The 19,096-nt window shown below is 53.8% G+C and carries 20 protein-coding genes; 12 read left to right on the top strand and 8 right to left on the bottom strand.

Annotation, left to right across the window (positions count from 1 at the left end):
* Positions 1 to 100: 100 nt before the first annotated feature.
* The 4 genes from Q3A88_RS10130 to suhB all read right to left on the bottom strand — a co-directional run bounded on the left by Q3A88_RS10130 (position 101) and on the right by suhB (position 4,081).
* A complete protein-coding gene (locus Q3A88_RS10130; RefSeq protein WP_039503221.1) occupies positions 101 to 901 on the bottom strand; it encodes an ABC transporter ATP-binding protein in 801 nt (266 codons plus the stop codon).
* Positions 898 to 1,980, bottom strand: coding sequence for a FecCD family ABC transporter permease (locus Q3A88_RS10125; protein ID WP_014916221.1), 1,083 nt, complete (start codon positions 1,978 to 1,980; stop codon positions 898 to 900). The genes Q3A88_RS10130 and Q3A88_RS10125 overlap by 4 nt, the downstream gene beginning before the upstream one ends.
* 6 nt (positions 1,981 to 1,986) lie before the next feature.
* A complete protein-coding gene (locus Q3A88_RS10120) occupies positions 1,987 to 3,105 on the bottom strand; it encodes an ABC transporter substrate-binding protein (RefSeq protein WP_317177836.1) in 1,119 nt (372 codons plus the stop codon).
* Positions 3,106 to 3,277: 172 nt separating this feature from the next.
* A complete protein-coding gene (suhB, locus tag Q3A88_RS10115; protein ID WP_014916219.1) occupies positions 3,278 to 4,081 on the bottom strand; it encodes an inositol-1-monophosphatase in 804 nt (267 codons plus the stop codon).
* 142 nt (positions 4,082 to 4,223) lie between these two features.
* On the opposite strand from suhB, the gene trmJ reads away from it, so the two are divergent.
* From trmJ to sseB, 11 genes are all read left to right on the top strand, one after another.
* Positions 4,224 to 4,949 carry a tRNA (cytosine(32)/uridine(32)-2'-O)-methyltransferase TrmJ gene (trmJ, locus tag Q3A88_RS10110; protein WP_010280090.1) on the top strand — a complete coding sequence of 242 codons (726 nt, stop codon included), beginning with the start codon at positions 4,224 to 4,226 and terminating at the stop codon, positions 4,947 to 4,949.
* A gap of 119 nt (positions 4,950 to 5,068) precedes the next feature.
* A complete protein-coding gene (gene iscR / locus Q3A88_RS10105; protein ID WP_010280087.1) occupies positions 5,069 to 5,563 on the top strand; it encodes a Fe-S cluster assembly transcriptional regulator IscR in 495 nt (164 codons plus the stop codon).
* A 267-nt stretch (positions 5,564 to 5,830) separates the two neighbouring features.
* Complete coding sequence (locus tag Q3A88_RS10100) at positions 5,831 to 7,045, top strand: IscS subfamily cysteine desulfurase (RefSeq protein ID WP_040034742.1); 1,215 nt, start codon at positions 5,831 to 5,833, stop codon at positions 7,043 to 7,045.
* Between the two features lie 23 nt (positions 7,046 to 7,068).
* Positions 7,069 to 7,455 (top strand): Fe-S cluster assembly scaffold IscU, encoded by a 387-nt coding sequence (gene iscU / locus Q3A88_RS10095; protein ID WP_005970177.1) that lies wholly within the window; start codon positions 7,069 to 7,071, stop codon positions 7,453 to 7,455.
* 80 nt (positions 7,456 to 7,535) lie between these two features.
* Positions 7,536 to 7,859 (top strand): iron-sulfur cluster assembly protein IscA, encoded by a 324-nt coding sequence (iscA, locus tag Q3A88_RS10090; RefSeq protein ID WP_014916217.1) that lies wholly within the window; start codon positions 7,536 to 7,538, stop codon positions 7,857 to 7,859.
* A 71-nt stretch (positions 7,860 to 7,930) separates the two neighbouring features.
* Positions 7,931 to 8,449, top strand: a complete 519-nt coding sequence (gene hscB / locus Q3A88_RS10085; RefSeq protein ID WP_317177835.1) for a co-chaperone HscB — start codon at positions 7,931 to 7,933, stop codon at positions 8,447 to 8,449.
* 75 nt (positions 8,450 to 8,524) lie between these two features.
* Complete coding sequence (hscA, locus tag Q3A88_RS10080; protein WP_233990148.1) at positions 8,525 to 10,375, top strand: Fe-S protein assembly chaperone HscA; 1,851 nt, start codon at positions 8,525 to 8,527, stop codon at positions 10,373 to 10,375.
* Position 10,376: 1 nt separating this feature from the next.
* Positions 10,377 to 10,712 (top strand): ISC system 2Fe-2S type ferredoxin, encoded by a 336-nt coding sequence (gene fdx, locus Q3A88_RS10075; protein WP_005970171.1) that lies wholly within the window; start codon positions 10,377 to 10,379, stop codon positions 10,710 to 10,712.
* Between the two features lie 21 nt (positions 10,713 to 10,733).
* Complete coding sequence (iscX, locus tag Q3A88_RS10070) at positions 10,734 to 10,934, top strand: Fe-S cluster assembly protein IscX (protein ID WP_010280073.1); 201 nt, start codon at positions 10,734 to 10,736, stop codon at positions 10,932 to 10,934.
* Between the two features lie 214 nt (positions 10,935 to 11,148).
* Positions 11,149 to 12,456 carry an aminopeptidase PepB gene (pepB, locus tag Q3A88_RS10065; protein WP_039515548.1) on the top strand — a complete coding sequence of 436 codons (1,308 nt, stop codon included), beginning with the start codon at positions 11,149 to 11,151 and terminating at the stop codon, positions 12,454 to 12,456.
* Between the two features lie 52 nt (positions 12,457 to 12,508).
* On the top strand, positions 12,509 to 13,303 hold the full coding sequence (gene sseB, locus Q3A88_RS10060; protein ID WP_039274767.1) for an enhanced serine sensitivity protein SseB: 795 nt from the start codon (positions 12,509 to 12,511) through the stop codon (positions 13,301 to 13,303).
* 147 nt (positions 13,304 to 13,450) lie between these two features.
* On the opposite strand, the gene Q3A88_RS10055 is transcribed toward sseB, so the two are convergent.
* From Q3A88_RS10055 to Q3A88_RS10040, 4 genes are all read right to left on the bottom strand, one after another.
* On the bottom strand, positions 13,451 to 14,239 hold the full coding sequence (locus tag Q3A88_RS10055) for a MurR/RpiR family transcriptional regulator (RefSeq protein WP_119873478.1): 789 nt from the start codon (positions 14,237 to 14,239) through the stop codon (positions 13,451 to 13,453).
* A 40-nt stretch (positions 14,240 to 14,279) separates the two neighbouring features.
* Positions 14,280 to 15,149 carry a 3-mercaptopyruvate sulfurtransferase gene (gene sseA / locus Q3A88_RS10050; RefSeq protein ID WP_119873479.1) on the bottom strand — a complete coding sequence of 290 codons (870 nt, stop codon included), beginning with the start codon at positions 15,147 to 15,149 and terminating at the stop codon, positions 14,280 to 14,282.
* A gap of 103 nt (positions 15,150 to 15,252) precedes the next feature.
* Positions 15,253 to 16,614, bottom strand: a complete 1,362-nt coding sequence (locus Q3A88_RS10045) for a 6-phospho-alpha-glucosidase (protein ID WP_119873480.1) — start codon at positions 16,612 to 16,614, stop codon at positions 15,253 to 15,255.
* Positions 16,615 to 16,627: 13 nt separating this feature from the next.
* Positions 16,628 to 18,208 (bottom strand): PTS transporter subunit EIIC, encoded by a 1,581-nt coding sequence (locus Q3A88_RS10040; RefSeq protein WP_205567119.1) that lies wholly within the window; start codon positions 18,206 to 18,208, stop codon positions 16,628 to 16,630.
* A gap of 358 nt (positions 18,209 to 18,566) precedes the next feature.
* On the opposite strand from Q3A88_RS10040, the gene ndk reads away from it, so the two are divergent.
* Entirely contained in the window at positions 18,567 to 18,995 is a 429-nt protein-coding gene (gene ndk / locus Q3A88_RS10035; protein WP_010280064.1) for a nucleoside-diphosphate kinase, read from the top strand.
* The last annotated feature ends 101 nt before the right edge of the window (positions 18,996 to 19,096 follow it).

Raw genomic sequence — 19,096 nt, 5'->3', positions numbered from 1 at the left:
AAGTACGGCGTTTTGGCGTGATGAGAAAACCATCTTATAAATAAGATGAGAATAAGGAAGACGGTGAGGGAACTCACCGTCTATTCGTGCAGAGAAAAGCTTAGATGGTCGGTTCGCTGACCAGCCCGTCGATAATCACCTGCGGCACGCCCTGCGAACAGCGCTCGATGCGTCCGCGTACGCCATAGACCGCTGACAGGCTTTCCGGGCTAATCACCTCGGCTGGTGCGCCATTGGCAATCAAATTACCGTTTTGCAGCATCAGTACGTGGTCGCCGTGGCGTAACGCGATATTGATGTCATGCACTACCACGACAGTGATGATGTTGCGCTTACGCGTTTCCTTGCGTACCAAATCCATCACATGGAACTGATAGTTCAGATCCAGCGCGCTGAGCGGTTCGTCCAGCAGGAGCAGCGAGGGTTGACGGATCAGCGATTGCGCTAACCCCACCAGCTGTTTCTGTCCGCCGGAGAGCTGATCGAGATAGCTCAACGCCAGATGTTCAATGCCCAACTGACGCAGCAGGCTCATCACTTCATCCTGTTTTTCGGCATTGTGCATGCCGCCGGACGCACGCTGTGCGACGATAATCGATTCCAGCACGTGCAGGTGAACGCCTGCGGGCAGGGACTGCGGCAGATAAACGACTTTTTCCGCCCGCTGAGCGAATGGCAACGTCATCAGGTTGGTGTCATCCAACCACAGTTCGCCTTCGGACGCGTTCAGGCCGGCCATTGCACGCAACAGCGTTGATTTACCGCTGCCGTTAGGGCCGAGCAGCACGGTAATTTTTCCGCGCGGCAGCTGTGGTACGGACAGATCGCGAATCACCTGACGCTTGGGGTAACCCGCGCGAAAGTGGGAAAGGCGTAATCCAGAAGTGGTTTGCTGGTTCATACGTTTCCTCTGTGGCGCAGGATAATACTCAGGAAGAAGGGAACGCCAACCAGTGAGGTGACGATCCCGACCGGGATAATGACGCCGGGGATGAGGTTTTTCGAGGCAACGGACGCCATCGACAGCACCAGCGCGCCAGTTAACGCACTGGCAGGCAGATAGAAGCGATGATCTTCACCGAAAATCATGCGTGCGATATGCGGAGCAACCAGACCGATAAAGCCGATGGGGCCAACGAATGCGACGGAAATGGCGGATAAAATACTGATGCGTAGCAGCGTCGCCAAACGCAGGCGGCGGACGTTAATGCCAAAACTCACGGCGCGATCTTCACCCAACCGTAGCGCGGTCAGTTTCCATGAGCTCATCAGTGAAATTGGCATCACGATAACGAGCACCAGCAGCAGAATTCCCAGTTTTTCCCACGAGGCGCGGGCCAGACTGCCCATCGTCCAGAACACCAGGCCTTGCAGCGTGTCTTCGTTGGCGATGAACTGGAGCATGGAAACCAGCGCGTTGAAGGTGAACACCAGCGCGATACCGAACAGCACGACGCCGGAGGTGGCGACCTGCGTCCAGCGCGTAATGCCATCAAGCAGCAACGCTGCCAGCAGCGCAAAGATAAAGGCGTTTGCAGAGATAAACCACTGAGCCGGAATACCGGGGATACCGATACCGAGGACGATAGCCAGCGCAGCACCGAACGCAGCGGCGGAAGAAACGCCGAGCGTAAACGGGCTGGCCAATGGGTTGTTCAGGATCGTTTGCATTTCTGCACCGGCCAGACCGAGCGCCAGCCCGACGATAATGGCCATCAGCGCGTAAGGCAGACGAATATCCCAGACGATCACGCGTGTACCCGCATCGGCGCTTGCCGGATCGGTCAGCGTTTGCCAAAGTACATCAAGCGTCAGCCCTGAAGGCCCCATCGTGAAATCCAGCAACAACGAGCCGATGATGATCAACAGCAGTATCGCCATCACACCCACACGGCGTCGAATGATGCCGCGATAGTTGTCCATAATGGTGTTGGCATCCGCGGCAGTATTGCGGATACCCGGTTCAGTGGTTGTACTCATTAAAAATTACTCACCTTGTTTCCAGGCAAAGATAAAGTCACTGTCAGGCAGCGAGGTAAAATTCTGAATGATATAACGATACGTATCGTCAGGATTCAGGCTGGTAAAGGCCTGAGGATAAATATCCTTGGCCAGATATTCCATACCGACAATGTTGTAGGGATGGTTGTAGAAATGGTGGTAAACACCGTAAACCTGTTTCGCCTGAACCGCTGGAATCTGACTGATACCCGTGCGATTTAGCAGCGTAGCGGCCTGATTGCGAACGTCTTCTACGCTGGCGCCATAGCCTAACGGCAGGACCTGACTGTTGCCACGCTTAGAGCCCGTCATGATGTAGGCATCGGGCTTCATGCTGATAATTTTTTCCAGCGAGACGAAGCCTGATGCACCCGGCAGCAAATCCGACCCTATATTTTTCGCGCCGACCGCTTCGACCAATCCGCCCCAACCGCTATTGCTGTGTGTGAAGCAGCAGGAGTCCGAGTTACCGGCAATCGGTTCAACAAAGACGCTAGGTTTCGGGATGATTGCAGCGGTTTTCTGCTGAATAGCATCGAAGTGTTGACGATAGAAATCGGTATACGCTTTGGCATTGGCTTCTCGGTTCAGCACTTTACCCAACAGGTCGATGCTGGGGGCGGTATCTTTAGCCGGATTCACTTCATAATCGACGAACAGTACCGGAATATTCAGCGCGCTGAGCTTGTCGATCACACCGCTTTCTTTCAGCGCTGCCTTGGCACGCAGCTGGGCAATCATCAAATCCGGCTGTTTTGACAGCACGCTTTCCAGATCGACGTTACCTTTGTCACTGAAGCCCATATCCAGAATGCCAACGGACTGAGGCCATTTCCCTTTCAGCATATCCCAGGTTGCGGTGTCCTGTTTTTTCGCCAGATTGTTCCAGGCGACCAGACGCTGAAAGGGATTATCGCGGTCAAGCAATGCCATCGTCATAATATCGCGCCCATCTTGCAGAATGATGCGCTGTGGCTCTTGTTTAATGGTGACACTTCTTCCGTCGAAATCGGTGACGGTAAGAGGGTATTGGGTGGCGTAGCTGAAAAGTGGGGTGGTGAGGAGTGCGGTCAGAAAGAGTGATCTTACTGATTTTCTTAACATGGTGGCGATCCTAATTCACAATTTATCAATGTGATGAAGTTATCAGTGTAATGAGTTTGATAATTATTATCGTATAATGATAAACAATGCGTATACAGGATTCATATGTAAAGAAAAATAACAACTCCGGCCCAATTTCTTTTTTATGGAGGTGAGCCGGAGTGGGTCGGAATTAGCGTTTCAGCGCGTCGCTCAGTTCTTCACGGATGGTGCCCAGAATGGATTTCACCACACGCGGGTTACCTGCAACCAGATTGCCGGATGCCAGATAGTTATGGCCGCCAACGAAATCGGTCACGATCCCGCCCGCTTCACGTACCAGCAGCTCGCCACCGGCAAAATCCCATGGCTTCAGGCCGATTTCAAAGAAACCGTCGACGCGACCCGCGGCCACATAGGCCAGATCCAGTGCAGCAGAACCCGTACGGCGGAAATCCGCACAGTGGGTGAACAGTGCGCCGATGGCATTGATGTAGCTTTTGCTGTGTTGTTTTAATTTGAAGGGGAAGCCTGTTGCCAGTACGGTACCTTCCAGATCGCGGGCAGTGCTGCTGCGCAGGCGGTAACCGTTCAGCTGTGCACCTTGACCGCGGGTCGCGGTAAACAGTTCATTACGCATAGGGTCGTAAACAACGGCAACTTCGGTACGGCCTTTAATGCGGACCGCGATAGAAACAGCGAAGTGAGGTAAACGTTTGATGAAGTTGGTGGTGCCATCCAGAGGATCGATAACCCATTGTACTGCCGGATCTTCGCCAACCAGCTCGCCACACTCTTCACCAATAATGGTGTGCTGTGGGTAAGACTTACGGATGACTTCAACGATCAGACGTTCTGCATCCCGATCGACGTTGGTCACAAAATCGTTGCTGCCTTTCTGGCTAGCTTCGACGGCGTCTGGCGTTTCATAGTTCTTGGCAATTAAATTACCGGCTTTACGCGCAGCGCGTATAGCGATGTTGAGCATCGGATGCATGGTATCGGTCCACTGGAATGTTAAAGAACGGAAAGCGGCGCAGAGTATAGCAGTAGAAAAGTAAAATAGCTAAGTTTGTGTTAAGGTATGCCGATTTCCTTTTCGCACGACTTCCTTCTATCTATCGCATAACAGAGTTCATATGTTAGACAATATTCGCATTGTTCTGGTTGAAACGTCGCACACTGGCAATATGGGATCAGTGGCCAGGGCGATGAAAACCATGGGGTTAAGCAAACTGTATTTGGTCAACCCATTGGTGAAGCCCGATTCGCAGGCCATTGCGTTGGCGGCAGGCGCCAGTGATGTTATCGGCAATGCCACTATTGTGGACTCGTTCGATCAGGCGCTCGAAGGCTGTGGTTTGGTCGTTGGCACCAGCGCACGTTCCCGAACCTTGCCTTGGCCGATGTTGGAACCACGCGAGTGCGGTGTTCGCAGCGCGCAGGAAGCAGAGCACGCGCCGGTGGCGCTGGTGTTTGGGCGTGAGCGTGTGGGGCTGACGAATGAAGAGCTTCAGAAATGCCATTATCACGTAGCGATTCCCGCGAACCCAGAATACAGCTCACTCAATCTGGCGATGGCGGTGCAGATCATCGCTTATGAAGTGCGCATCGCGCATTTGGATCGCTTACAGGCCGGACAGCCGCAACATGAAGAATCGCCGTACCCGCTGGTCGACGATCTGGAGCGGTTTTATCAGCATCTTGAACAGACATTACTGCAAACCGGATTTATCCGGCCGGCACATCAAGGGCAGGTGATGAACAAGCTGCGCCGCCTGTTTACCCGCGCCAGGCCTGAAAGTCAGGAGCTTAACATCCTGCGTGGAATACTGAGTTCGGTACAGAAAACACACGACGAATAATACTTGAGTGTTTTACTTGGTTAAATAGTTGACTAAAACACTCAGGAATGTCAGACTCGCGGTATGTTCTGCCAATACATGTTTTCATAATACATGTTTTATCTACAGGTACCACTATCATGAGACTGACATCCAAAGGCCGTTACGCCGTTACCGCCATGCTCGATGTGGCTCTGCACTCCCAGGAAGGACCCGTTCCATTGGCGGATATTTCTGAACGCCAGGGTATTTCACTGTCTTACCTGGAGCAGCTGTTTTCGCGTCTGCGTAAGAACGGACTGGTTGCCAGCGTTCGTGGCCCGGGCGGCGGTTACCTGCTGGGTAAAAACGCGAATGAAATCGCTGTGGGTATGGTCATTTCGGCCGTCGATGAATCTGTTGATGCAACGCGTTGCCAAGGCCGCGAAGGCTGCCAGGGTGGCGATCGCTGCCTGACGCACACGCTGTGGCGCGATCTGAGCGACCGTATTACCGACTTCCTGAATAACATCACGCTGGATGAGCTGGTGAATAATAAGGAAGTGCTGGATGTGGCGGATCGTCAGGATGCTGACACGCGCCGCACTGCCAACGGACGTATCCAGGAAACGATCAACGTTAACCTGCGCGCCTGATATATCTTCAACGTGACGAGTAACCTTTACTCGTCACGTTTTGCCTTTCTGATAGCCGAATAATCCTGACCACATTACTCAATGTGGTGTTGGCGTTAGTCCGACTGTCACGGCGTGTTCTGACGATAATGTGTTCTGACGACAAATTGTTCCACGATAACATCGCCAGATTTTTTGCATTGGCCCGAGAGGTTGCGGGTATAAACAGCCTGTCAATAAAACAAAACGCATTGTACGTTTTGAAGTGATGTACGGAGTTTATGAGCAATGAAGTTACCTATCTATCTCGACTACTCAGCCACCACGCCGGTTGACCCGCGCGTCGCTGAGAAAATGATGCAGTGTTTGACGTTGGACGGTACGTTCGGTAACCCGGCTTCCCGTTCCCACCGTTTTGGCTGGCAAGCGGAAGAGGCGGTTGATATCGCCCGTAACCAAATTGCTGAACTGGTCGGTGCCGACCCACGTGAGATCGTCTTCACGTCAGGCGCGACCGAAGCCGATAACCTCGCGATTAAAGGTGTTGCCAACTTCTATCAGAAGAAGGGTAAGCACATCATCACCAGCAAGACCGAGCACAAAGCCGTGCTGGATACCTGTCGTCAGCTTGAACGCGAAGGCTTCGAGGTGACTTATCTGGCCCCGCAGCGTAACGGCATTATCGATCTGGCTGAACTCGAAGCCGCAATGCGTGAGGACACCATTCTGGTTTCCATCATGCACGTCAATAATGAAATCGGCGTTGTGCAGGATATTGCCGCTATCGGTGACATGTGCCGTAGCCGCGGTATTGTGTTCCATGTTGATGCCACACAGAGCGTAGGCAAACTGCCTATCGATCTGAACCAGTTAAAAGTGGATCTGATGTCTTTCTCCGGCCATAAAATCTATGGGCCGAAAGGGATCGGAGCACTGTATGTTCGTCGTAAACCCCGTATTCGTCTCGAAGCGCAGATGCACGGCGGCGGGCATGAGCGCGGCATGCGTTCTGGCACCTTGCCTGTGCACCAGATTGTCGGCATGGGTGAAGCCTACCGCATCGCGAAAGAAGAGATGACTGCAGAAATGGATCGCCTGCGTGCGCTGCGCGATCGTCTGTGGAACGGTATTAATGATATTGAAGAAGTCTACCTGAATGGTGATATCGAGCAGGGCGTGTCCACGATCCTGAACGTCAGCTTCAACTATGTTGAAGGTGAATCGCTGATTATGGCGCTCAAGGATCTGGCGGTATCGTCCGGTTCTGCCTGTACGTCGGCCAGTCTGGAGCCCTCCTACGTGTTACGTGCGTTGGGCATGAATGATGAGCTGGCACATAGCTCGATCCGTTTCTCGCTGGGGCGTTTTACCACCGAAGAAGAGATCGACTACACCATCGAGCTGGTACGTAAATCCATCGGTCGTCTGCGCGATCTTTCTCCGCTGTGGGAAATGTTCAAACAGGGCGTGGATATCAGCAGCATCGAGTGGGCGCATCATTAATTCACCAGTTCGGGACGACTATCATGGCTTACAGCGAAAAAGTAATTGATCACTATGAAAATCCACGCAACGTGGGTTCATTTGATAACGCCGATCCTTCTATCGGCAGCGGCATGGTCGGCGCGCCAGCGTGCGGCGATGTGATGAAGTTGCAGATAAAAGTCAACAATGAGGGTATCATCGAAGATGCCCGCTTCAAGACGTACGGTTGTGGTTCTGCCATTGCCTCCAGCTCGCTGGTTACAGAGTGGGTAAAAGGCAAATCGCTGAATGAAGCTGAAGCGATTAAGAACACGCAGATTGCCGAAGAGCTTGAGCTACCGCCAGTGAAGATTCACTGCTCCATTCTGGCGGAAGACGCTATCAAGGCAGCGATTGCGGATTACAAAAGTAAACGCGACGCGCAGTAATCTCTGCGGCTGAACTCGGCGGGGCACCGTTTCTTGCGGTGCCTGTTCTCGTCGAGGTGGCGAACGATCGAGGTAACAGTATGTCGATTTCTCTGAGCGAAAGTGCGGCACAACGCGTGAACGCTTTCATCGCAAACCGGGGTAAAGGCCTTGGACTGCGTCTTGGCGTACGAACATCCGGCTGTTCCGGTATGGCGTATGTGCTGGAGTTTGTTGATGATTTGAACGACGGTGACACGGTCTTTGAAGACAAAGGCGTAAAGGTCATCGTGGACGGTAAAAGTCTGGTCTATCTTGACGGAACCGAGTTGGATTTCGTCAAAGAAGGGCTGAACGAAGGCTTTAAGTTCAATAATCCGAACATTTCCGGCGAATGTGGTTGCGGCGAAAGTTTCAACGTCTGACCTCTCTTGGGTAGTGAGCGTGCAATCGGTTAATGGCATGCGTTGCTACCCAGAACTCCCTGAGTACCACTATGGATTACTTTACGTTATTCGGGCTGCCGATTCGCTATGATGTGGATGGCGGCCTGCTTGCATCCCGTTTTCAGGATTTGCAACGGCAGTTCCATCCTGACCGTTATGCTGCCAGCCCAGAGCGTGAGCGCATGCTGGCGGTGCAGCAGGCGGCGACGATCAATAACGCCTATCAGGCGCTCAAGCATCCGCTAAGGCGCGCGGAGTATATGTTGTCGCTGCACGGTTTTGATGTGAACAACGAACAGCACACGATGAAGGACACCGCATTCCTGATGGAACAGCTGGAACTGCGCGAAGAGCTGGACGCGATCTCGCAGCGATCGGATGCCGACGAGGCGCTGACGGTCTTCGCCGCGCGATTGCAGGCAACGATCGTTAAGCGCCGTTCGCATATGCGTGATGAACTCGATAATGAGACGTGGACAGACGCCGCAGATACCGTGCGCAAGCTACGCTTTCTAGACAAGCTCCAGCAACAGGTTGAAGAACTCGAAGAACAATTGCTGGACAGATAACTGGTTAATCCGGCGGGTAACCCGATGGTGATTGCCATACGGTTTTTTTCGCCAGCCAATTGATGGAAGCTCAATATGGCCTTATTACAAATTAGTGAGCCTGGCCTTAGCGCCGCACCGCACCAGCGTCGTCTGGCTGTCGGTATTGATTTAGGCACCACCCATTCTCTTGTTGCCACCGTACGCAGCGGTGAAGCTCAGACGCTAGCGGATAGCGATGGGCGCGACCTGCTGCCCTCGGTTGTTCACTATCGTCACGATGGTCACAGCGTCGGCTGGGATGCACGCGACAATGCTGCCCACGATCTGGAAAATACCGTCAGCTCAGTCAAACGCCTGATGGGGCGTTCTCTGGGCGATATTCAGCAGCGCTATCCGCATTTACCGTATCGCTTTCATGCCAGCGATAACGGCCTGCCGCTGATTCAGACCTCGGCTGGCAATCTCAATCCTGTACAGGTCTCGGCGGATATTTTGTCCGCGCTGGCTGCGCGTGCGGAAGCGGCGTTAGGCGGCGTGCCGGATGGCGTGGTGATTACCGTTCCTGCGTACTTCGATGACGCACAGCGTCAGGGCACCAAAGACGCGGCGCGCCTTGCCGGGCTGCACGTCTTGCGCTTGCTCAATGAACCGACAGCGGCCGCGATTGCCTACGGGCTGGATTCCGGTAAAGAGGGCGTGATCGCCATTTACGATCTGGGCGGTGGCACCTTTGATATTTCCATTCTGCGCCTGAGCCGCGGCGTCTTTGAGGTGCTGGCAACGGGCGGTGATTCTGCGCTGGGCGGTGATGATTTCGATCATCTGCTGGCGGAATGGCTGCGCGAGCAGGCGGGCATTCACGATCGTGACGATCGTCAGTTAGATCATGCTTTTCGCCACGCAGCGGTGAAAGCTAAAGTTGCACTCAGCAGCGCCGAGTCGGTGCGTGTGGATGTTGCTGGTTGGCAGGGTGAGATCACCCGCGAGCAGTTTGATTCGCTGATTGCTGCGCTGGTGAAACGTACGCTGCTGTCGTGCCGTCGCACGCTGAAAGACGCGGGACTGACGCCAGAAGACGTGCTGGAAGTGGTGATGGTGGGTGGATCGACGCGCGTTCCACTGTTGCGCGAACAGGTCGGAACGTTTTTTGGTCGTACACCGCTGACGTCGATCGATCCAGACAAAGTCGTCGCTATCGGCGCGGCGATTCAGGCGGATATTCTGGTGGGCAATAAGCCAGACAGTGAAATGTTACTGCTGGATGTGATCCCCCTGTCGCTGGGGCTGGAGACGATGGGCGGGCTGGTGGAAAAAATCATTCCGCGCAATACCACGATCCCAGTTGCCCGCGCACAGGAGTTCACCACCTTCAAAGACGGCCAGAGCGGCATGATGATCCACGTCTTGCAGGGTGAGCGCGAAATGGTGGCGGATTGCCGCTCGCTTGCGCGCTTCTCACTGCGCGGCTTGCCGCCGCTGCCTGCCGGTGGGGCACACATTCGCGTGACCTTTCAGGTTGATGCGGATGGCCTGCTGAGCGTCACGGCGATGGAGAAATCGACGGGCGTCGAGGCATCTATTCAGGTGAAACCGTCATACGGTTTGAGCGATACGGAAATCGCCACGATGATCACCGATTCGATGCTGAATGCGAAGGAAGATGTCGGGGCGCGTCGTCTGGCAGAGCAAAAAGTGGAAGCGGCACGCGTGCTGGAAAGCTTACAAAGCGCGCTGGTGGCTGACGCCGAGTTATTGAGCAATGACGAAAAAGGCATCATTGTCGCGGCATCCGAACATCTGCATACGATGATGCAGGGAAGCGATCCCGTGGCGATTGAAGCCGCGATTAAAACAGTCGATCAACAAACCCAGGAATTCGCCGCCCGTCGCATGGATGCCTCTATCCGTCGCGCGCTGGCAGGCCATTCTGTGGATGAGGTGTAACATGCCTAAGATAGTCTTTTTACCGCATCAGGATCTGTGTCCTGAAGGGGCGGTTTTGGAAGCGGAACGCGGTGAAAGCATTTTGGAAGTCGCCCTGCGTAACGGTATTGACGTTGAGCACGCCTGCGAAAAATCCTGTGCCTGCACCACCTGCCACTGCATCGTGCGCGAAGGCTTCGACTCGCTGGCAGAAAGTACAGAAGAAGAAGACGACATGCTGGATAAGGCCTGGGGGCTGGAGCCGGAAAGTCGTCTGGGCTGTCAGGCGCGTATCGCCGGGGACGATCTGGTCGTCGAGATCCCGCGCTATACGATCAACCACGCACGCGAGCATTAATCTGCATAGGGAGCAACCGTTATGGGATTAAAATGGACAGACAGCCGGGCTATCGGCGAAGCGCTTTACGACCAGTTTCCCGATCTCGATCCGAAAACCGTCCGTTTCACGGATATGCACCAGTGGATCTGCGAGCTGGATGAGTTTGACGATCGGCCGGATGCTTCCAATGAAAAAATTCTGGAAGCGATCCTGCTGGTCTGGTTAGATGAAGCTGAATAGCACAATGACGGGGCTGCCTTGGGTGGCCCGTTTTATTCTCGTGCCAAAATTCGTAACATTTGCATGTCATGATGCACCGTTTATTTATCTGCAAACCGAGTATTTATAAGCGAGAGCGTTTATAAACACGTATTGAGAAGCAGAACGTCTGTAAATATGAACATCACCTGCAAACATGAAACGTGGCAGGAATACCTATTATCGGAGAAGCACTATGACGAACAATACCATGCTGATTTCACTCTCCACTCAACCTGCTGACGCGCGCTGGGGAGAAAAAGCGACGCTGAGTGTGAATGAGCAGGGTTTTACCATTCATGTAGGGGCGTCCCTGAATGGCAAAGCTGCACAGGCGGTGATCCAACGTGCTGCCCGCAAAATTGATGGGCAGGGAATTAAACACGTTCAGTTAGCCGGTGAAGGCTGGGATCTGGCAAACAGCTGGGCATTCTGGCAGGGGTATCGCGGGCCGAAAGGGCAAAGAACGGTTGAATGGGCGGAACTGAACGACGCTGACAAGAAAGAGCTGAACGATCGCCTGAAGATTGTGGACTGGGTGCGTGACACCATCAACCTGCCTGCTGAAGATCTGGGGCCAGAGCAACTGGCGACCCGCGCAGTCGACCTGCTGTGTGACGTTGCCTGTGATGCTGTCAGCTACCGCATCACCAAAGGTGAAGATCTGCGTGAGCAGAATTATGCTGGCCTGCATACGGTGGGGCGCGGTTCTGAGCGTCAACCGGTGCTGCTGGCGTTGGACTATAACCCGACGGGTAACGCGGATGCGCCCGTATTCGCCTGTCTGGTAGGTAAAGGGATTACGTTTGATACCGGCGGCTACAGCCTGAAGCCTAGCGGCTCTATGGACTCCATGAAATCAGACATGGGCGGTGCTGCCACGCTGACGGGCGCGCTCGCGCTGGCAGCGGCTCGCGGTTTGCAACAGCGCGTGAAACTGTACCTGTGCTGTGCAGACAACATGGTGAGCGGCAATGCATTCCGGCTGGGTGACATCATTCGCTACCGCAACGGTAAAACGGTTGAGGTCATGAACACGGATGCGGAAGGGCGTCTGGTGCTGGCGGATGGCCTGATCGATGCCTCCGAGCAGAATCCACAGTGGATTATCGACTGCGCAACGCTGACGGGTGCGGCAAAAATGGCGCTGGGCAATGACTATCACGCGTTGTTCAGCTTCGATGATGAGCTGGTGGCGGCATTACAAGAAAGCGCGACAGAAGAAAACGAGCCATTCTGGCGTTTGCCGCTGGAAGAATTCCACCGCAGCCATCTGCCGTCCAGTTTTGCGGATCTGAACAACATTGCCAGTGGTGCACATACCGCCGGTGCCAGCACAGCAGCGGCTTTCCTGTCGCACTTTGTGAAAAATTACCAGCAAGGCTGGCTGCACATTGACTGTTCCGCGACGTACCGTAAAGGCGCGGTAGATCAGTGGGCGACGGGCGCAACGGGACTCGGCGTACGCACGCTGGCGAATCTCCTGCTGAGCAACGCCAAGTAATCGGTTCAGGTCTTAAAGCGTCGGTTTTTAACGTAATCATGTTGAGGAAAGTATGGAGTTTTCGCCACGTAATAAACTGGAAGAAGTGCTGATTCTGGCTGCAACAGAGCCAGCGCATCGTCCTGAATTTTTCAGTGAACTGATGGAAGCCACGGTGTTTGTGCTGGGCAGTACCGATGACGGGGATGAATCCGGTGAGGTGGTATTGCATGCGGGCAGTAATGTGAACATTCAGCACTGGGAAAAAGACGATGGTTCATCCGCCATTCCTTTCTTCTCTTCTCTGGAAGCATTGCAGAGCGTGATTGAGGAAGAAGCCGCTTTTCTGGCCCTGCCGACGCGTTCGCTGTTTGAAATGACGCAGGGCGTCACGCTGTTCCTCAACCCTAAGCTGCCGTATGGCAAAGAGTTTTTACCGCAGGAAATTGAACATATTCTGTCTGGTGAAGGTAACGGCTTTGTTCAGCAACGTGTTGTTGAAGAAGAGATGCAGGTCATACTGAGCCAGCCAGCCGAGATGCCAGCACAGATGATTGACTCCCTGACGCAGCTGTTTACCAAACATCGTCATGTAAAACGGGCGTTTTTGGCGCAGATTCAAGAACCGGGCGAAGAGCAGCCGCATCTGCTGATTGGGATTGATGCCGATCAGGACGAGGAAGTCATCATCCGTGAAGCGGGCAGCGTCGCCAGCGACACTTTACCGGACGAGCGTCCTGTCGACCTGTGTCTGGTGAAGGAAGGCGAATCGGGTATCAGTCATTATATGATTAAGCACACCACGCCGTTCTACGAGCGTAAGTGGGGGAGTTTCCTGAGGGAGTTTAAGGGAAGCGGCAACGCCTGATACCCGTCATACTTCAAGCTGCTTGTGCGTTGGCCGCCCTTACTCACCCCAGTCACTTACCTGAGTAAGCTCCTGGGATTCATGCGGTTGCCGCCTTCACGCAACTTGAATTATTTAGGGTATAATTTTGGTGAAGGCAACGGCGGATTACGATTTTTCCGCTGTTGCCTGCAATAGCAGTAAATCGATCAGCATCACCAGATTCGATTCAAATGAGCTAATCTCACCGGCTTCCGCTGCATAGTGAACCGCATCATCGTAGAGCCGGAAGTGCAAATCGGCTAACTCGCCTAATGAATTCAACGACGCACGGGTAAACGCGATCACCTTCATGCCAATGTTTTTGGCGATACGCGCCTTATCCAACACCTGCTCGGTTTCCCCGCTGCGGGAGATGGCGATAAACACCTGATACTTCGGCGCATTATTGAGAAAAATGCCTCGGCTGTCTCCTAATCCGGAAGAGAAGGCATCTTTCCCCAGCACCTGTAGTTTCTTCGCCAAATATTCAGCAAACAGATGGGAAAACCCCGCGCCGTACAGGAAAAAATGGCTTTCCTGTCGCAGGATAGCGCTGAAAGCGGCTCTATCCTGATGGCTAATGTAGGCAAACGTGCGCTGATAATTGTCGACAAAATGCTGGAAAGCATCGGGAAGCGAAGCGTCATTGGACGTAACGACAGGCGAGGGAGCCAGACGCGGATGCTCCGTGAGCAGCGTTTTGCAGTGATAAATGAATTCACTGTAGCCGCTAAAGCCGATTTTTTGGCACAGCCGCATGATAGTCGCCGTGGAAACATAGGTCTTCTGTGCCAGCTCCCGCACCGTGATTTTGCCTATCAGCGATGAATGGTCGGCGATAAAAGCCAGCACGCGGTATTCCGCGCGCGTCAGCACCTGACCGTGCTGCATTAAAGACGCCAGCCGATTATCCACCTGCTACCCCTGATTGACGGCAATAAAACACCGAACGGAACTAATCACGCTCAATTGGGACATCATCGCGGCTCCCCCAATCGCTCCACGATCCGTCGTACAGCGTCACATTCGGGACATTTAACTGCGTCAGCGCCAGCACGACGACAGAGGCCGTTACGCCGGAGCCGCAGCTGGCGACGATGGGACGAGTAAAATCGACCCCGTGTTTATGCAGAATGGTCGCCAGTTCGGCATTAGGCTTCAGCGCACCGTTACTTACCAAATCAGTCCACGGCACGTTCAGGCTACCGGGAATGCGGCCGCGATGCAGGTCGGGACGCGGTTCATCCACTTCGGCGTTAAAACGGGGTGCGGGGCGGGCATCGACAATCTGTTCTGATTTATCCCGGCTGATGGAAAGCACGTCATCGCGTGAGCGAATGGCATTTCCATCCAGCGTGGCGTGAAATGTGGTTGGCTTCGGCGTCACATCGCCCTGTTCCAGCGGAAGGTTCTGCGCTGTCCAGCCCGCCAGACCGCCGCTCAGGATCGAAAGTGATGTCGCACCGAAGGTGTGCAGCATCCACCACGCACGTGGTGCGGAGAAGAGATTGCCTTCATCGTAAATCACCAGATGCTGCTGGTTATCGATCCCCAACTCGCCCATCGCGCGTGCGAAGTCTTCGCGAGTCGGCATCATATGTGGCAGGTCAGTGCTGTGATCGGACAGCGTTTCAATATCAAAAAAAACCGCACCAGGCAGATGACCGGCGCGGTATTCTGCATGAATATCACGGGTGCTGTTGCCCGGCGGTAGCATCCGGGCGTCGATGAGCGTGATGCTGCTGTCATTCAGGTGGCTGGCAAGCCAGTCTGCGGAGACAAACCGCTCATGAGAAACGGGCAAATCAGAAGACGATGCTGACATAGATCCTCCACGTTGGGGCCGACGAATTCGACCCCGAATCTATCATTGATGTGCAATGATAGATTCATTGTCAGCGATTTTCCCTCATCCGACAAGTCGCAGATTATTGGGCGATACCGTCTCTATATGCCTGTTTTAATTGCGGCCAGTAATCCTGATTGGCTTCAATCATCTCGTCCAGAATGGCTTTGGCGTGCTGCATTGTCGGCACGGTCCGGTTCAGAGTAAATGCCTGCAAGGCCTTCTCGTAGCTGCCTTCCAGCGTGGCTTCCACCAGCAGCTGTTCAGACGCCAACTGCTGTTCCAGCAAGGCACGATGGAACTGCGGGACATTCCCCATCCGCACCGGTTCTGGACCTTGCGCGGTGATATAAGCAGGCACTTCCACCATCGCGTCGTAAGGCAGATTGGCGATGGCACCTTTATTCTCGACGATCACCAGATGGCGCTGGCGCAGATCGAACGCCAGTGAACAGGCGACATCAACGATGAAGGAGCCGTGCACGCCAACGTGGAACGCGTCCGACAGAATCCCCGTTTCCTTGTAGCTGGCGGCGGCCGCAAACAGCTTCTTCTCACGCCCGTCCATCACTTCATTGGCGCGCGTATAGTCAGGATCCTGATGCTCCACGATCTGATTCGGCATCAGGTAGTACTGCAAATACGGATTCGGCACGAACTCTGGGAAATGATCCATGACGGGTTTGATGTTGCGCCAGGTTTTCACCCATGACGGATCGGCGTGCTGCGGATCGGTATCGGCGGCATCGGCAGTTAACAGGCCGTAGCGGGCGATGTGCTCGCGCAGTTCTGGCATACGATCGACGCCGTCGACCAGCACGCGGGTAAACCAGCCAAAGTGATTCAGCCCAAAATAGTCTACCGTGATGTCGTGACGATCGACGCCCAGCACGGCAGCGATGTTACGCATCGCGGCAACCGGCATGTCGCAGATATTCAGCACGCGGGCGTTAGGACGCAGGCGGCGCACGCCTTCGGCAACAATAGCGGCCGGGTTGGAGTAATTGACGATCCATGCTTCTTTATGCGCGTAGCGTTCAACCAAATCGATTAGCTCAGCCATCGGCAGAATGGTGCGCAGGCCGTAGGCCAGTCCGCCGGGACCACAGGTTTCCTGCCCGACGACGCCGTGACGTAGTGGGATTTTCTCGTCCTGTTCGCGCATCTTGTACTGGCCGACGCGCATCTGGGCAAAGATAAAGTGGGCGCCGCTAAACGCGGTTTCCGCGTCGGTTGTGACGGTAAAGACGATGCTGTCACTGTGGTCGCGAATCACTTTTTCCACCACCGGTGCAATGATGTCCTGCCGCGGGCCGTCGATGTCATACAAACGAATCTCCGCCAGCGGGAAATCCGCGAGACGTACCATCAGACTCTTTACGATGCCTGGGGTATAGGTGCTGCCGCCGCCGGCAATCGTCAGAATGAATGGGGGTTTCGTCATGGTCAGTCTCCTGTTAAAGCGCGTTTTCAACTGCTTCGCGTATCGTTTTGACGTGAAGTCCGTAAACCACCTGTACGTTGTTACCCTGTCGGATAACGGCTTTCGCACCGGTGTTCTTAAGCTGTTGTTCGTCTACTAAAGCCGGGTCGATGAGCGTGACCCGCAGGCGGGTGTAGCAGTTGTCCACCACCTCGATATTGGGTTTGCCACCCAGTCCGGCGATGATGGTGGCACCCACAAGTTGGGCATCGCCTTTCACCGCGTCCTGCGTTTTTGCCGGATTCTCGGCCTTGGCCTGATATTCGGTTTTGGAATACAGCCGCGTCTCTTCCTCATCGGTTTCACGCCCGGGGGTTGGCATGTCGAAATACAGAATCAGGAAGCGGAAGACGAAGAAGTAAATCACCGACATCGTCAGCCCGACCGCGATGTACATCGGCCAGTTGGATTTCTCGATGCCCAGCGGCAGGTTATAAAGCAGGAAGTCGATGACGCCGTTGGCACCAATCGCATGCACACCCATGATGGAGAACAGCATCATCCCTATGCCGGTCAGTACGGCGTGGACGGCAAACAGCATCGGGGCGACGAACAGGAACGAGAACTCCAGCGGCTCGGTAACGCCCAGTAAGAAAGAAGTAAACGCGGCCGGAATCAGAATGGCTTTGGCGGCCAGCCGTTTTTCTGGCTTCGCTGTCACGTACATCGCCAGAGCTGCGGCCGTCAGACCAAACATTTTACTGATACCGCGTGCATCCCAGACCACGGTGGAACTCAGCTGTTTGACGTCCTGACAGGCCATTTCAGCAAAATAGATGTTACGTGCGCCCTGATACAGCTTGCCGCACACTTCTGCGGTACCGCCCAGTTCGGTGTACAGGAACGGGGTATAGACCAGATGATGTAGCCCGGTGGGAATCAGCACGCGTTCCAGAAAGCCATAAATTGCGATGCCAACAGGGCCCGCACCTTTGATAGCGAAGGCGAGCCAGGTAATGCCGTGTTGGGCAAACGGCCACAGAGCGCTCATCGCAAAGCCCAGCGCTATCGCCAGCGGAATAACCAGAATGGCGACGAAGCAGTGGCCGGAATAGATCGCCATCACGCCGTTAAATTGTTTACTGGAATAGCGGTTATACAGATAGCCTGCGAATCCGCCGATCAGGATACCGGCGAAAACACCCATTTCCAGCACCTGAACGCCCAGCACCATGCCTTGCCCAGCGGCGCGCATTTCTGCGGCTGGTACGAGTTTGCCCTGTAATTGCAGCGTGATGTTCATGGCATTAATGAAGATGATAAACATCACCAGACCAATCAGCGCAGCGTAGCCCTTATCACGTTTCGCCAGTCCGATGGGGATCCCGACGGCGAACACCAGCGCCAAATTAGCCAGAATCGCTACGGCAGATTTGGAAACCAGTTGACCAAAATCCTGAATCAAAGGATGGTTAAGTAAAGGGACATAGCCCGCTAGGTTGCCGTTACCGAACACATTCCCAAATGCGATGAATAACCCGACAATCGGGAGTATCAGCACCGGCCCATATAGGGACTTGCCGAAATTTTGCAATGCATTGACCGCTCTTTTCATTATCAGCCCTCTTACTGGCCATTATGGTGGGTACAGCAGCAGGCTAGCAGTGAATGACAAAGAAATTCCAGTTATCTTATTGTTTTAAAAACAAATAACCTATAACGTTACAAGTAACCTTCAGAACTGTGATCGCCGATGATTTGTTACATTCAGTACGGGTGCGGTAGGAAACGAAAACGTACGATGCGTAATCGTTAATGAAGGGAAAACGAGAGGTAATATTTTTTTAATAAAATGTTATTTACTTGGTAGGCAACAAAGGCCGCTACCCCTATAATTTGCGCCACTTTCACTGGCTGGGTATACAATTCTTATAATCCGGCTGTAATCTGACAGTTTAGTTAATGAGGTCAATATGACGATAGAACGTACCTTCTCCATCGTAAAACCTAACGCGGTTGCTAAAAATGCCATCGGTGCGATTTACGCACGCTTTGAAAGCGCAGGTTTTACCATTGTTGCGGCTAAAATGCTGCGTCTGAGCCGTGAGCAAGCGGAAGGTTTCTACGCTGAGCATAAAGGCAAGCCGTTCTTTGATGGCCTGGTCGAATTCATGATGTCTGGCCCGATCATGGTGCAGGTGCTGGAAAGTGAAAACGCTGTCCAACGTAACCGTGACATCATGGGTGCCACTAACCCAGCAAACGCACTGGCGGGAACGCTGCGTGCTGATTACGCGGACAGCTTCACGGCGAACGCGGTACACGGTTCTGATTCTATCGAATCCGCTCAGCGTGAAATCGCTTATTTCTTCAGCGATGACGAAATCTGCGCGCGCGCGTAATCTTGCGCGTGATAAACAGGTTAGCGCGTGTGATGTTGCTTCTTTTTCGTTGCGTTAGTGCGCCGTGTCGAAGCAATGACACAGAAAAAAAGCGGTGATGG

The sequence above is a fragment of the Pectobacterium sp. HCp5_1 genome (genome assembly GCF_032905925.1).
Taxonomy (GTDB): Bacteria; Pseudomonadota; Gammaproteobacteria; order Enterobacterales; family Enterobacteriaceae; genus Pectobacterium; species Pectobacterium brasiliense_A.
Note: the sequence above shows the minus strand (reverse complement) of the source record. Positions and strands in the feature narration are given on the sequence as shown.